Origin of the sequence: Streptomyces sp. NPDC088246 (genome assembly GCF_044741025.1) — a bacterium.
Lineage (GTDB): Bacteria > Actinomycetota > Actinomycetes > Streptomycetales > Streptomycetaceae > Streptomyces.
The window spans coordinates 1-14,218 of sequence record NZ_JBIURV010000007.1; the positions used below are offsets into that span (position 1 = coordinate 1).

General features: G+C 67.7%; 9 protein-coding genes and 1 pseudogene. 9 read left to right on the plus strand and 1 reads right to left on the minus strand.

Annotated elements, in window-relative coordinates; translation table 11 throughout:
- Positions 1-165: 165 nt before the first annotated feature.
- The 9 genes and pseudogenes from ACIPEK_RS12135 to ACIPEK_RS12175 all read left to right on the plus strand — a co-directional run bounded on the left by ACIPEK_RS12135 (position 166) and on the right by ACIPEK_RS12175 (position 13,345).
- On the plus strand, positions 166-3,231 hold the full coding sequence (locus ACIPEK_RS12135) for a lantibiotic dehydratase (RefSeq protein ID WP_401994081.1): 3,066 nt from the start codon (positions 166-168) through the stop codon (positions 3,229-3,231).
- Positions 3,228-4,460: a lanthionine synthetase C family protein gene (locus tag ACIPEK_RS12140; RefSeq protein ID WP_401994084.1), complete on the plus strand. Its 1,233-nt coding sequence runs from the start codon at positions 3,228-3,230 to the stop codon at positions 4,458-4,460. Before ACIPEK_RS12135 ends, ACIPEK_RS12140 begins: the two co-directional genes overlap by 4 nt.
- On the plus strand, positions 4,442-5,431 hold the full coding sequence (locus ACIPEK_RS12145; protein ID WP_401994087.1) for a thiopeptide-type bacteriocin biosynthesis protein: 990 nt from the start codon (positions 4,442-4,444) through the stop codon (positions 5,429-5,431). Before ACIPEK_RS12140 ends, ACIPEK_RS12145 begins: the two co-directional genes overlap by 19 nt.
- 100 nt (positions 5,432-5,531) lie before the next feature.
- Entirely contained in the window at positions 5,532-6,659 is a 1,128-nt protein-coding gene (locus tag ACIPEK_RS12150) for a hypothetical protein (protein ID WP_401994090.1), read from the plus strand.
- Entirely contained in the window at positions 6,656-7,882 is a 1,227-nt protein-coding gene (locus ACIPEK_RS12155) for a hypothetical protein (RefSeq protein WP_401994093.1), read from the plus strand. Before ACIPEK_RS12150 ends, ACIPEK_RS12155 begins: the two co-directional genes overlap by 4 nt.
- Positions 7,879-9,654, plus strand: a complete 1,776-nt coding sequence (locus ACIPEK_RS12160; protein ID WP_401994096.1) for an Hsp70 family protein — start codon at positions 7,879-7,881, stop codon at positions 9,652-9,654. Before ACIPEK_RS12155 ends, ACIPEK_RS12160 begins: the two co-directional genes overlap by 4 nt.
- 1 nt (position 9,655) lies before the next feature.
- Complete coding sequence (locus tag ACIPEK_RS12165; RefSeq protein WP_401994099.1) at positions 9,656-10,993, plus strand: hypothetical protein; 1,338 nt, start codon at positions 9,656-9,658, stop codon at positions 10,991-10,993.
- Positions 10,994-11,182: 189 nt separating this feature from the next.
- Positions 11,183-12,333, plus strand: a pseudogene (locus ACIPEK_RS12170) (IS256 family transposase); the annotation flags it as partial.
- A 406-nt stretch (positions 12,334-12,739) separates the two neighbouring features.
- Complete coding sequence (locus tag ACIPEK_RS12175; RefSeq protein WP_401994102.1) at positions 12,740-13,345, plus strand: DUF6542 domain-containing protein; 606 nt, start codon at positions 12,740-12,742, stop codon at positions 13,343-13,345.
- A gap of 82 nt (positions 13,346-13,427) precedes the next feature.
- On the opposite strand, the gene ppgK is transcribed toward ACIPEK_RS12175, so the two are convergent.
- Entirely contained in the window at positions 13,428-14,168 is a 741-nt protein-coding gene (ppgK, locus tag ACIPEK_RS12180; protein ID WP_401994105.1) for a polyphosphate--glucose phosphotransferase, read from the minus strand.
- Positions 14,169-14,218 lie beyond the last annotated feature (50 nt).

Consider the following 14,218-nt stretch of genomic DNA (forward strand, 5'->3'; position numbering starts at 1 on the left):
ATATATAATATTTTGTTTTTTTTTTTTTTTTTTTTTTTTTTTTGGGGCCCCCGGGGGGGGGGGGGGGGGGGGGCGGGGGGGGGGGGGGGGGCGCCCGGGCCCCCCCCCCCCCCCCGGCCCCTCTCCCCCTCTCCCCTCCCCCGCGCCGCCTGACGGAAGGGCCTCATGGCTTCCCGAACAGTCGCCGGCTACCAGTGGCAGGGCGTGGCGATGCTGCGCGCCACCACCAGCCCCGGACCGGCAGACATCCCCCGCACCCTCAACCTGGACAACGTGGCCGTCACCCGCGGATGGCTGAACCGCATCTGGCAGCGCGAGGACTTCCGCAGCGCGCTGGAGCTGGCCACCCCCGCCCTGTCCGACGCCATCGAGGCCGTCGTACGGGGCCGGCAGGCCGAGCCCCGTCACGTCCGCCGCACCGCGCTGTCGACGGTCTCCTACCTCCTGCGGTGGCAGCACCGCCCGACCCCGCTCGGCCTGTTCGCCGGCACCGCCCCGGTGACTGTCGGGCCCCGGGCGAGCGCGCGGTGGCGCGACAAGCACCGCGCGGTGATCCGGCCGGACGCCGAATGGGTCACCGACATGGTCCTGCGGCTCCAGCGCACCCCCGCGTTGCTGAAGCGGTTACCGCTCGTCGCCAACAACGCCGCTCACACGCGCGGCGACCGGCTCGTGGCGCCCGGCCCGCCCTCCGACGGCCACGCCGTCCTCCTGGCCCCTGTCGAGATATCCGTCCGCAACGCCCGGCCTGTGGCCGCCGCCATGGACGCGGCCCGCACCCTCATCTCCTACGGCGACCTCCACGGCCACCTGCGCGACAGCTTCCCGCAGGCCACCCCGGAAAAGATCGACGCTCTCCTCCGGGGCCTGGTCGAGCAGCAGTTCCTCATCACCAGCCTGTGGGCGCCCATGACCACCGTGGACGCCTTCCAGCACCTGTGCCGCGAACTGGGCCGGCACCAGGCGGACAGCGTCCCCGAGGTACGGGACCTGGTCCACGCTCTGTACGCGCTGCGCGACGTCGTGTCCTCCCACCAGCCGACACTCTCCGACACCAGCGTGAGCACCCTCGCCGCGCGGATGCGCGCCCTCACCCCCGTCACCCCGACACCGCTGCTCATCGACACCGCCCTCGACTGCGAGACCCAGCTCCCGCAGGCCGTGATCGCGGAAGTGCAAGCAGCCGTGTCGGCCCTGTACCGGACCACCCCGCAGCCCTACGGCTACCAGCACTGGCGCGACTACCACCGCCGGTTCCGGGCCCGGTACGGCGTCGGCGCCCTGGTGCCGGTGATGGACCTGGTCTCCGACAGCGGCCTCGGCCTGCCCGCCGGATATATCGGCTCCGAACGCGGCGCCGCCCTGAAGCTGCGCACCGACCGCGACGAACTGCTGCTCGCCCTGCTGCAACAAGTCCTCCTGGACGGACGCGATGAACTCCGGCTGACGGACGACATGGTCGACGCCTTGGAGAAGGCCGCCGGAAGCGACGAGCGGCTGTTCGTGCCCCGTGTGGAGGCCGCCTTCGAAGTCCACTCCCCCAGCACCACGGCTCTGTCCCGCGGTTCCTTCAACGTCCTCCTCACCGCGGCACCTCGACCCGGCAGCAGCATGGCCGGCCGGTTCGCCCACATCCTGCCGCCCGAGCATCAGGACGCGCTCGCCGCCACGTACCACGGGGAGCCAGGCGTCCTTACAGCGCAGCTCGTGTTCCCGCCGCGCCGACACCGCAACGAGAACGTCACCCGTACATCGCGGCTGCTGCCGCACGTCATCGAGCTGTCCGGCCACCGGGACACGGACGAGACGACGATCCAGCTCGCCGACATCGCCGTCACCGCGGACCCGCGCAGCTTCCACCTCATGCAGCTCTCCACCGGTCGGCGCATCGACGTGCGGGTCCTGCATGCCCTGGAAGGCGGGACCCAGACCCCGCCGCTGGCCCGGTTCCTCTCCGAGGTGGCGAACGGGCGGTTCGCCGCCTACAAGCCGTTCGACTTCGGTGCAGGTTCCCGGCTCCCGTTCCTCCCGCGGGTGCGCTACCGCCGCACCATCCTTTCTCAGGCCCGATGGCTGCTGATGGCCGATGACCTGCCCGGCCGTAAAGCCCCGACCGCGGAGTGGGAGCACGCCTTTGACGCCTGGCGGGACCGGCTTCGGGCCCCGATGCAGGTCGCCGTGATCGAGTACGACCAACGTCTCCCCCTCGACCTGTCCCACCCGATCCACCGCCGGACCCTGCGCGCCCACCTCGACAACGCCCGGAGCCTGGAACTGCGCGAGGTCCCGGACGCAGACGCCCACGGCTGGATCGGACGGGCACACGAGATCTGGCTCTCCCTGGGCCGGTCGCAGCCGGACACCGCCGTAGTGCCCCGGCCGCGCCCCGTCAAGGTGACGGTCCCTGGGCGGCATCTTCCGGGCGCGGGCGACGTCCTGTTCGCGCAGCTCCACGCCCACCCGCGCCGCTACGACGAGATCCTGAGCCGCCATCTGCCCAGCCTTCTCGCCGCGTTCGGCGACACCCCGCCGGTCTGGTGGTTCACCCGGCACCGGGAGATGGCCCGCCCGGACGCCGACCAGCACCTCGACCTCACGCTGCACCTGCCGCCGGACGCATACGGAACTGCCGCCCAGCACGTTCGTAGGTGGGCGGACAGCCTGCACGGGATCGGCTTGGCGGCCGGGCTCGTCCTGGCTCCCTACCAGCCGCAGACCGGGCGCTTCGGCGGCGCGGCGGCCATGGACGCCGCGCACCAGGTGTTCGCAGCGGACTCCGCCGCCGCCCTCGCGCAGATCCACCTCACCGAGCGCACCGACGCCGTCGTCCCGCACGCCCTCGCCGCGGCCAGCGCCCTGCACATCGTCGCCCCCTTGGCACCGGACACAGCGGCGGCCGAAGAGTGGTTGGTGCGCAACCTCCCCCAGGGCACAGGGCGACTGGACCGGGCCCTGCGTACCCAGGTGCTCGAGCTCGCCGCGCCGACCGGCTCCTCCGCGCTCGCGGCCCTCCCCGGCGGTCCGGCGGTCGCCGAAGCATGGCGGGCCCGCGCCGCCGCCGTGGATGCCTACCGGAACACCTTGACCGGTCAGCGTGATCCGCTCGACGTCGCCCGGTCGCTCCTGCATCAGCACCACGTCCGGGCTCTGGGCGTAGACCCGCGCGCCGAGGAGACCACGATCCGGCTCGTACGAACCGCGGCCCTTCAGCACCGGATGGCGTCCCGATGACCGCGCCAGCCGTCACCACCGCGACGATCCTGGACCAGTACACCGCCCACCTCGCACAACCCGCTCCGCCGCCCCCGGACGAGCCGTGGGCGGTGCAGTCCCTCGCCGACGGCGCCGCCGGAATCAGCCTGCTGCACATCGAGATGGCCAGCCGTCACGGCGGCTCTTGGCGCCCCGCCCACCGGTGGATCACCGCCGCAGCCGCTGGGCGCATCAGCGCGGCCGACACCACAGGTCTGTTCCTCGGCGCCCCGGCACTCGGCTTCGTCCTCACCACCGTTCCGCCGTCCTTCCAGCACCTGTACAAACCAGCGCGCCGGACCCTGCACCAGCACATCATCGGCATGGCCCACCGCCGCGTGGACGCCGCGCTCACCCGCATCCGCAAGGGCGACCTGCCCACGTTCGCCGAGTACGACCTGTTCTACGGCCTCACCGGCATCGGGGCGTACCTCCTGCGGACGGACCCCGAAGGGCTCCCCCTGGAACGAGTCCTGCAGTACCTCGTTGCCCTGACCCGCCCCCTCGTCCCCGACGGCCGCGGTCTGCCGGGCTGGTGGGTCCGCCACGACCCGGTTCGCGGTGAATCCCCCCACTTGCCGGGCGGCCACGGCAACTTCGGTGCAGCCCACGGCATCACCGGCCCGCTCCTCCTGCTGGCCCAGGCCATGCGCCGCGGCATCACCGTCAGCGGCCACCGCGAAGCCATATGGAGCATCTGCGAACACCTTGACGCCTGGTGCCAGCTCAGTCCCTCCGGCCCCTGGTGGCCCGAGCACATCTCGCGCCGCGATCTCGACCTCGGGCGCCCGCACCACGACGCTCCCACCCGGCCGAGCTGGTGCTACGGAACCACGGGCATCGCACGAGCCGGGCAACTCGCCGGGCTCGCCCTGCGCGCCCCCGACGTCCAGGCGTTCTACGAGAACGCCCTGTACAGCGCCCTGACCGACCCCGAACAGCTTGCCCACGTCACCGACTCGGGTCTGTGCCACGGCTGGGCAGGCATCTACCAGACCGCCACCCGAGCAGCCGCCGACGCTCTCGACCCCCGCCTCCGTACCCTCCCAGCACGCCTCGGCGGCGCTCTCGCAGCGCACGCCCAGATGCCCGGCCTCCACGCGGCCGGGCTGATCAACGGCGACGCCGGCACCGCGCTCGCCCTCACCACCTACGCCTCACAGCAGGCTCCGATCACCGGATGGGACTCATGTCTCCTGATCAACTGACCCAGACGAAACCGAGCCGGGTCCAAGGCGCGGTCCTCGCTGTCCTCGCCGGACTACCGATCGCCGACGCCGCGCACCAGTACGGGATGGACATCGTGGCCCTGTCCGACGCTGTCAAGCTCTACGACCAGGCCGGCAGAGAAGCCCTCGCCCGCTGCTCCACCACCACCGACTGGTGGCACGCATACCTCCACTTCACCGACTGGGCGAACGCCGACAACACCTTCACCACACACGTCCTGCCTGCCCTGCGAGACGCTGAAGCCGCCGGCGCCATCGACGGCTGGTGGTACACACGCAAGCACCCCTGCTGGCGCCTTCGTCTGCGCGTACGACCCACGATCGGCGCCGAGTCGACTGTCGGTGACGAGTTGGACCGCCTCGTCGCCGACGGGCATCTCCAACGATGGTGGCCCGGCATCTACGAGCCGGAGACCGCGGCATTCGGAGGCGCGGCCGGCATGACAGCCGCGCACACCCTGTTCATCACTGACAGCCGGGAAGCACAGCAGTTACGGCAGCGCGGCGACCTGGCCGTGGGGCCTCGCGAGCTGTCCGTCCTTCTCTGCACGCTCATGATGCGCGCTGCCAAACTGGAGTGGTACGAGCAAGGGGACGTCTGGCACCGCGTCATCACGGACGAACACCGCTCGGCCATCAACGATGTCCCAACTGGCATCCTCCACGCCCGCGCCCGGGAGATCCGGCCCCTGCTCTTCGCCGACAGCAACGCCCTGCTGCGCCCCGGCGGATCGCTGGAGCCCGTCGCCGAGTGGGCTGCCGCCTTCCGCGAAGCGGGGCAGAAACTAGGCCACGCCGTCCAGGACGTAACGCTCGACCGCGGGTTGCGACAGGTGCTCAGCTACCACGTGATCTTCCACTGGAACCGGCTCGGACTGTCCATGCGCGGACAGAGCCTACTGGCCTGGGCAGCCAGGGCAGCGATCCTCCACACAGAGAACGGGGCGTGACCCGCTACGGACAGAGCCTTTTACCTCGCAAAGTCCCCGCGCTCCGACTAGCCTTCCGAAGGCGTAGGGGACGCGGATCAGGAAGCGACAGGAGGGGTTCATGGGGTTCTGGCACACCGGCTACATGGAGTTCCATGAGCCGATCGGATTTGAATCGGTCGGACTGCCAGCCCCGCCAAAGCCCCCTGAGTTTCCCTGCACTGAGTGTGGACTCGTCTTCTCGTCCAAGCGCGCCCGCCGAGCACACCGCTTCGACGGTCATGCGACCAAGCGGCCGGCCCTCCTCTTCAGGGGACGAGAGTGCGGGCGCACACGCTTGATGGTCACGAGCTCCAGTGGCTCCGCCGATTGGGTTACCTCGGATGTCGAATCCATCGCCGTCAACGGCCGCGAAACCTCAACGTCTGAGGCCGCCGGCTTCCTCGCGTCGGTGAAGGTTGGCGTCCAGACAGTGAGTGTTTCCAATGGCCCGCTGGAGCGGACGTTCGAGTTCGACTTCTGCCTTGCAGAAGAAGACGACCTCTGCCTCGTAGACCATGCCTTGGAAAAACTCATCTCCAGCCGTGAGTTGAGTCGCAACGCAATCGACACCTTCATCATGCGTGCCGGCCGCGGGGTGACGGCCCGCCGTTACCGCGAAGGTCTGGCGACATACCTGTACGGCGTGCTTGCACGTGAGGCGGTCGAGGACCCCGGCCGGGTGGACGGGTCGGGTGCGCCGCTCTACGAGCAGCGGTACAACAGCGCTGTCTCTCTACTGTCGACCTTCGACCGGCCTGCAGCGGAGGCGATCTGCGGTTTGGTCGCGTTGCACTACAATCAGTTCGAACTTGCGGTGCGCAAGACCAACAGCCACCGCGTCTCCGATGTCGCAGCGCGGTTCCGATCCCTCCTCACAGGCGGCGTATTCGCCACGACAAGCCTGGCCGACCGGTCGCACGGAAGCCTCGATCAGGCCTTGAGCGACTCCGTTACCGAGGACCTCCTGGACGTCGGTGCAACGGCTTTGGACGGGACACAGTCGTCCATGGTTGCCCATCTGCTGCCCTCACTGGGCGAGCTCCGGCCCCAGGACCAGTTCAAGGTCCGGCTCATCGCAGCTGAGGCGCTGCTCGCCGTGGGAGACATTGATGGTGCATCACGACACGGCGAGGCGCTCAGGCACTCTAAGGAGACCGGCGCCTGGTACGCAGGATTTCGGACCCGATTGCAAGAGGTAGGACGTTGAGCAACGAGACCATTCCAGAGCCCGGCGCGGAGTCGGGGCCGGGCGACCCCGTATCGGCTACCGCCACCGGCGATGGCATCGCCTCGGCCACGCCTACTGACAATGCGCCGGCGGCATCCGTTGCAGAGGAGGGGCCACATCAGGCCAAGTCCAAGGCGAAACCAAAGCCGATCATTACCTCGGTCGAGGACTTGCTGACGTTCGCCTACGAGTCGAACACTCGACTGCTTGAGTTCTCGAAGGAGGCCCTCAAGAAGCTGGCGATTACCGATGAGGGCATCGCGTCACAGAGCGCGCTGGTCCGGTCTCTCGCGCCGACAGACCCAACGTTGTCGACCCCGTTCAAGCTGCTTCAGTACGCGGCGCGTCAGGGGGTCCCGCTCAAGCGCGCCGAGAATGGTGACCTCGCACCGGCGTTGAACCGGCTCTTTGACCTCGCGGTAGTCGCACTGGGCCACAGCCCGGTGTTCCGGGTCTGGGTGAACCAGCTGGTCGATCCCCGCAAGGGTCCGCAGCTCTCGACCGAACACCTGCGCAACATGGCCCGGCAGGTCTGCGCCGACGATCTTGGACTGTCCCCGGAGCAGTTCAAGACCGCTGAGAGTGAGCGCCTCGTCAAGAATGCGATCGCGTGCTACGGCCTCCTCCGCGTGCTCCAGCGTGAGTGGACCCTGGATCAGTTCATCGATGCGTCGTACGGCTCTGTCTGGAGGTACGAGGCCCCGGAGGCAACAGGGCTAGAGCGAGCCGCCAGCGAGGTCGGGGCAAGCCGCGATCTCGACGTGCTCGGGATCGTGGGCGCGAACTACCTAACCCGGATCGCCCGCTTGGAACGGCAGGTCACACAACTCGAGCGTGAGGCTAGCGCTGCTCAGAATCGCGAGACTCGGCTCCGCGGTGAGCTTTCGACCGTCAAGGAGCGTGAGCAATCTGCGATGGCTCGCGCCGACGCGTTTTCGGCCGACGTGGTGCGGCTGCAGAAGGAGCTCGCGGCTGAGCGCGATAACAGAGTGGTCGACAAGAGCCATATGACGGACGACTACGAAACGCTGCGAACGCGCATCATCCGGCGTCTCGGGGGTGAGATCGATCTACTTACCGATGGTCTGCACGCACTCCGGAACGGTGCGCCCAACGTCGCGGAGGAGTTCCTCGACCGTTCCCTGCTTGCCCTCACCCGTGAGGTCGAGCAGCTGAAGGACGCGTCTGGAGGCTTCGCATGATCGTCGGGTTCGACTTCGGAACGACCAACAGCCTGGTTTCGGTGGTAGTTGGTGACCGCGTGATCGACGTGATGGACGTCGAGACTGGCCGGCCACATCCCTCGATCGTCCGGTACGAAGGCGAGCAGGTTGTCGTCGGCCGCGAGGCCAAGGACGCGTTGGGTGCCGCGGGCATCGGGGTGCACGGCAACACGGTGAAATCGCCGAAGTTCCTCCTCGGCGAGGAGGCAATCGCCGTCGGAGGCGTCGACCGGAGCCCGGTGGACATCGTTGCGGACGTCGTGCGCCACGTCCGATCGGAGTCCCTGCGCAGTCCGCAGCGGAACGTGCTCGGCGGCCTCGACAACGCTGTGGTCACGATCCCCGTGACCATGAACGGGCACCGACGCGCGGCGCTGCGAGAGGCGTTCGCGGGGGCCGGGATGGGTGTGGCCCAGTTCGTCCACGAGCCGCTCGCCGCCATGTACGGGTTCATCCGAGGAGCGAACGACCCAGAAGAGATGGCGCGGCGGCTTGCACGACGAAACGTCCTGGTTGTCGACTGGGGCGGCGGAACGCTGGACCTGACTCTCTGCCGGGTCGACGAAGAACAGGTGCGACAACTTCGCAACGGTGGCTCGGCCCAGGTCGGCGGCGACGAGTTCGACAAGGTGATTCGCGACGAGGTCGTGAAGCGCGTTCGGGCTCGCGGAAGTGCCACTGACGACGACCTTGCGATCCCTGAGGCTGAACTCCGGCTCCTCCAAGACGCGGAGCGCAACAAGATCGAGCTCTCGGCCGACCGCGTTGACGTGACGTTTTACCGGCCAAGTTACTTCCAATCAGGTGCGACCTTGCAGTACCAGCTCACGCGTCAAGAGCTGGAAGAGATCACACGGCCGCTCGTGACGGCAGGTATTGACGAGATCGAGTCGCTGCTCGGCAGCTTGTCGATGGCTCCCGGCCAGGTCTCGCTGGTCGTAGTGGTCGGTGGCATGGCGGCCATGCCCGCGATTCGGAGCCGACTGTACGAGATGTTCGGTCCGGACCGAGTCGAGGTGCCGACGAACAGTGCCACGTTGATCTCACAAGGAGCTGCGTGGATTGCACATGACAGGCAGAGGCTCCGGCTGGCAAAGCCCATCGAACTCGAGCTCGCCCGTGGGTCGTTGTTGCCGCTCCTCGCAGCGGGCACTGAAATGCCTCTCGGTGGAGAGGTCAAGCACGAAACGCTTCACCTATACTGCGCGGATCCCACGGACGGGAAGGCGAAATTTCCGATCGCTACTCCGACCGCGTTGTCATCACATCCGCAGGCGAGCGAGCGGCGAACGTCGCTGGGAATGATCACACTCGGCGTCGACGAGACCGCGCCGCCACTGCACGAGCGCCTCGAGCTGAAGGTCGCTCTCGACGACGACTTGGTGTTGTCGGTCGAGGCAACATCAAGCCAGAAGCACGATCGGGTCAAGGAGTCGTACTACGACCTGGAGTTCGGTCTTGGCCTCCCGGCTTTGGCTGTGCCCGCAGGCGCTGCCGCGAACCCAAAATCGCCTGAGGAGTCCATAGCCGTGCCACAGGCGGGACTGGTCGTCCGTGCGAATGTGGCCAGGGACAAGGACCAAGCGACCGTTCCCGGCGACGTGCTGTATCTGCGCAATTCAGGGGCCTTCGCCCGGCACGTGCGTGACGGAGCGACACAAGCCCAGGTACTGGAACACCTGTACTACCAGCCGTGCGCCGTCTGCAAGCGCCAGTGGGGGCACCCGGAGTGTCGATGCGGATCGGCGTGACATGGCGAGCGGCAAGGCACTCGTGCGAGTGCTTGACCACGGAACGGAAGTCGAGTCCGGAGTCCGACGTCCGATTCGTCTGACTCCCGATGGATATGCGGGCGTCGCGTATGCGGGCTCCGTCTACCCGCTCCGGCAGGGCAATCTCATCGACTTGGACGGATCGAGCTGGGAACTGGCGGACTGCGATCGTTTCCTGTTCACCGGAGCAGAGGTTCCGTACGCTCCCATTGTCGGCGAACCGCTGGAGACAGCCAGCGGTTTCGACGTCGAGTGGCACCTCGAAACCAACCAGTACGGGCATTACGTCGTCTTCAACGCGTCGGATCGCGTTGCCAGCAGCTTGGTGTCAGCGCTTGAGGACGCAGATGTCAGCGTCCAGCGCTGGGACGTCAGCCATCGTCCAGCAGATGACGGCAACTTCTACGACTGGTTCGCGCGCCTTCGGTTCAAGGGCAGCCAGGCCGAAGCACTTGCGCTCGTCGGCGCTGTCATCGCACCGCCGTCGTCTCTCGCGCCGGCGGTGCCAGTCACGGATCCGACGACCGCTCGACTCGCTGATGCCGAGGCTCGGATCGAAGAGCTGCTCAACCAGCTGTACGTCGCGACACGCAAGGGCGAGGCGGCTGAACGTGAGCTCGCGCAGCTCCGTCACGATCTTGCGAACGCCGAAGCGAGCGAGCATCGATACCGAGAATCCCTTGCCCTCGCAGAACGCCATCATGCAGATCTGCAAGAGCAACTCGCCGTGCTCCGACAAGGCCTAGGAGGCACGGCTAACACGGCGGAGCTGGTGAAGAGCCTCGCTGACGCCGAGGAACTTCGAGAACTCGCTCTTGCCGAAAACTCCTTGCTGCTGGAGCGTGTGCGAGCGGCCGACTCGGAGACCGCAGAAAGCGGAGCACGCGCAGACGACTTGGCGGCGCAGGTAGACGCACTCCTTGGGAGAGTGACGGAACTCGAGGCGCTGGAGACTGAGCGACTTCGCGTCGCGACCGCGCAACGGCCACGGCGCGGGGGTGTCATTGAGTTCCTGCCTCAGGCGTTCAGCCGCCTCGATTTTGTTCTCGATGCAGTCGATGTGATCGCCAACCTCGACTCGCCGGCATCCACGATGAGAGCACTTACTGAGATCGACTCTGGGCGCCTTGTCGGAAGGGACCTTGAGGGAATGCCTGGCTGGTATGAGGTGACGAAATTGGCGACGGGCATCGCGGGAAGCGAGCGGCTTGGCCGCATCTACTACAAGCCGGACGGCCGTAGAGTGCTTGTCAGTGTGCACATCAAACAGGACGACAAACAGCAGAGACGCCACATCGAGAGGCTGCGAGCCTTCTGACCCCGGTTACCGGCGCCTGAGGGCCCTCGAGGCGGGACAGGTACTCCACGACCGTGGCGCGGGACGTCGAGCGTAGCAACGTAGGTGACCAACGTGAAGCCTCTGGTGGTTACGGACATCCGTCCTACCAGGGGCTTTACGTCTGCCCAGAGCCGGGCCGCCCGGGCTGATCCATCCGGGCATGTCCCGATCAGCCCGCTTCACGGAGATCATTTCGCTGAGAAAACCTCTCTGCGTACGGCGGACGGAAACGAGTTGATCCGTGCCCTGGCCCAGAGGACCCCACGGGAACTCATCGAGGCCGAGGCCACCGCCCACATCGGTGCCGCACCGGGCGAGCACACCGATACCCGCACCACGATGCGCAACTGGCACCGCGAGAAGGCACTGACCACGCAGGCCGGGGACCTGGACCTGGCGATCCCCAAGCTCCGCACCGGATCCTTCTTCCCGTCACTGCTGGAACGCCGGCGTCGATCGACCAGGCCCTCTACACCGTGATCATGGGGAGACGTACGTCCACGGGGTATCCACTCGCAGCGTGGACGACCTGGTCAAGGCCCTGGGCGGGGACACCGGCATCTCCAAGAGCGAGGTCTCCCGCATCTGCGGCGCCCTGGACACGGAACTGAACGTGTTCCGCACCCGGCCCCTGAACCCATCCGCTTCCCCTACATCTACCTCGACGCCACCTACTGCAAGGCTCGGGTCTCCCATCAGATCGTCTCCCAAGCCGTGGTCATCGCCACCGGCATCACCGAGGATGGCGGACGCGAAGTCCTCGGACTCATGGTCGGCGACAGCGAGACCGATGTGTTCTGGACCGAGTTCCTGCGCTCCCTGCGTGAACGCGGCCTGACCGGGGTCCGCCTGGTCATCGCCGACCATCATTCCGGGCTGGTCAAGGTGGTCCGCAAGGTCATGCTCGGCGCCGCCTACCAGCGGTGTCGCATTCACTTCCTGCGCAACGTCATCTCTGTGCGATCAGCAAAGACTCCGGCGAGATGGTGGCCGCGACGATCCACACGATCTTCGCCCAGCCCACCGCCGAACTGGTCCGTTCCAGTTCGACACCGTCGCCGACATGCTCGGACGGCAGTTCCCCAAGGTCAAAGCCATGCTCCTGGAAGCCAAGACCGACCTGACCGCCTTCGCCGAGCGACATTGGAAGAAGACGGGAGATCAAGCGCAGCGTCGACGTCGTCCAGATCTTCCCCAACCCCGCCGCCCTCGAACGGCTCACCACCGCCGTCCTCATCGAGATGCACGACGAATGGATCGCCTTCGCCCGCAGCTACCTCCCCACGGGCGGCAGGGACTCGATCTACCCCACGACCGAAGATCCCCGACGCGGTTACACCACCGCAAGGGACCGGGCTCATGATGCACGACCTGGAAGGCTTCCTCCGCGAGCACTGCCCAATCCGCTCGACGCCGGGGCAGACAGCGGCTCAAGTTTGCGCCTAAGGCTCACCGTCCCGATCGTGAGCGACACGTTGGCGACTTCCTGAGGAGTGAGGAGGAGGGAGGAGGGAGGAGGTGGTGGTGGTGGGACGGGCGGAAAAGCGTCGGGCCCGGGTGGGCCGATTCTCCAGTTTACGGGCGGGGGCAACCGGGCAGCCACGGGTCCGGCCGGGCGTCGATTCGGTTCCCGTTCGGCCGTGTGGCATCGAACTCACCCCTAAGGTCGCCCAAAGCGCGTGTCCCGCACCCGTTTCCTCCCGCCCGGCGACCTACGTTGTCCCGGTGGAGCAGCACAGGACACGTCCCCCGCAGCGCAGGCAGTCTCGGCAGGCCCCGCTGTCCCCGCAGGGCACCATCGACGAAGCCGCCGCCGTCTATCGGGTGATGGACGCGAAGCCGGAGGGCCGGTCCCGGCCGGTACCGCCCGCCGTTCTCGCGCTGCGCAGGCTGCCGAATCCCCGGCTGACCGGCATCGGTGCGGGGCTCTTCGCCGCCGCTTCCATGTTCCTGCTGGCGTGCCTCGACTGGCTGCTCCTCGACGGTTCATCGACCGTGTTCGGGGTGCTGTTCCTGCCGGTCAGCGCGCTGACCGCGCTGTGGGTACGGCCTGCGGACCTGGTGACCGCGCCGATCATCGTGCCGATCGCATTCGCCGTCGGCGTGATCCCGATCTCCGGCGGCACGGGTGGCTTCGGCGGCCAGACCATGGCGCTCGTCACCGCGCTCGCCGTACATGCCGGGTGGCTGTACGGCGGGACACTCATCGCCGGGCTCATCGCGACCGTACGGAAGGTACGGCTGATGCGGCAGCGGCAACGTCAGCGTCGGATGCTGCTGGCCTCGCAGGCGGCGCGGCCCGCCCAGCCGCCCCGTCGCCCCCAGCGGTGACCCGGGACCGATAGAAGGGCGGCCGCGTCGCCCCAGGCGGTGGCCGGGGGCCGCAGGGCAGGGCGAGGCAGCAGGGTGAGCCCTACGCCGTGTTCGCCGCCGCCATCGCCGCTCCCACGATGCCCGCGTTGTTCTGCAGCTCCGCCGGCACCATCTCGGCCCGTACATGCTCGATCAGCGGCAGGAACTTGTCGGCCTTGCGGCTGACTCCGCCGCCGATGATGAAGAGCTCGGGCGAGAACAGCATCTCCACATGGGTCAGGTACTTCTGCACCCGGTGCGCCCAGTGGTGCCAGCTCAGCTGCTCGTCCTCCTTGACCTTGGTGGAGGCGTGCTTCTCCGCGTCGCGGCCGTTCAGCTCCAGGTGACCCAGCTCGGTGTTGGGGACGAGCTTGCCGTCGATGAAGAGGGCGCTGCCGATTCCCGTACCGAGCGTCAGCACGATCACCGTCCCCTTGCGGCCGCGCCCCGCGCCGAACGCCATCTCCGCGATGCCGGCCGCGTCGGCGTCGTTCAGGACGGTGACGGGAAGGCCGAGTCTGTCGCCGAGCAGTCCGCGGGCGTCCACGTCGATCCAGCCCTGGTCGACATTGGCCGCGGTGCGTGTGCAGCCGCTCGTGACGACGCCCGGGAAGGTGATGCCCACCGGGCCCGACCAGTCGAAATGACCGACCACATCCGCCACACAGTCGGCCACGTCCTTGGGCGTGGCCGGGTGCGGTGTCAGTACTTTGTGGCGCTCCTGTGCCAGGTCTCCGCGGTCCAGGTCCACGGGAGCGCCCTTGATCCCGGATCCGCCGATGTCCACGCCGAAGATCTGCATGCAATCCACGGTACGGGCAGGTGGCCCGGCTCACTTCCCGGAACGGGAAG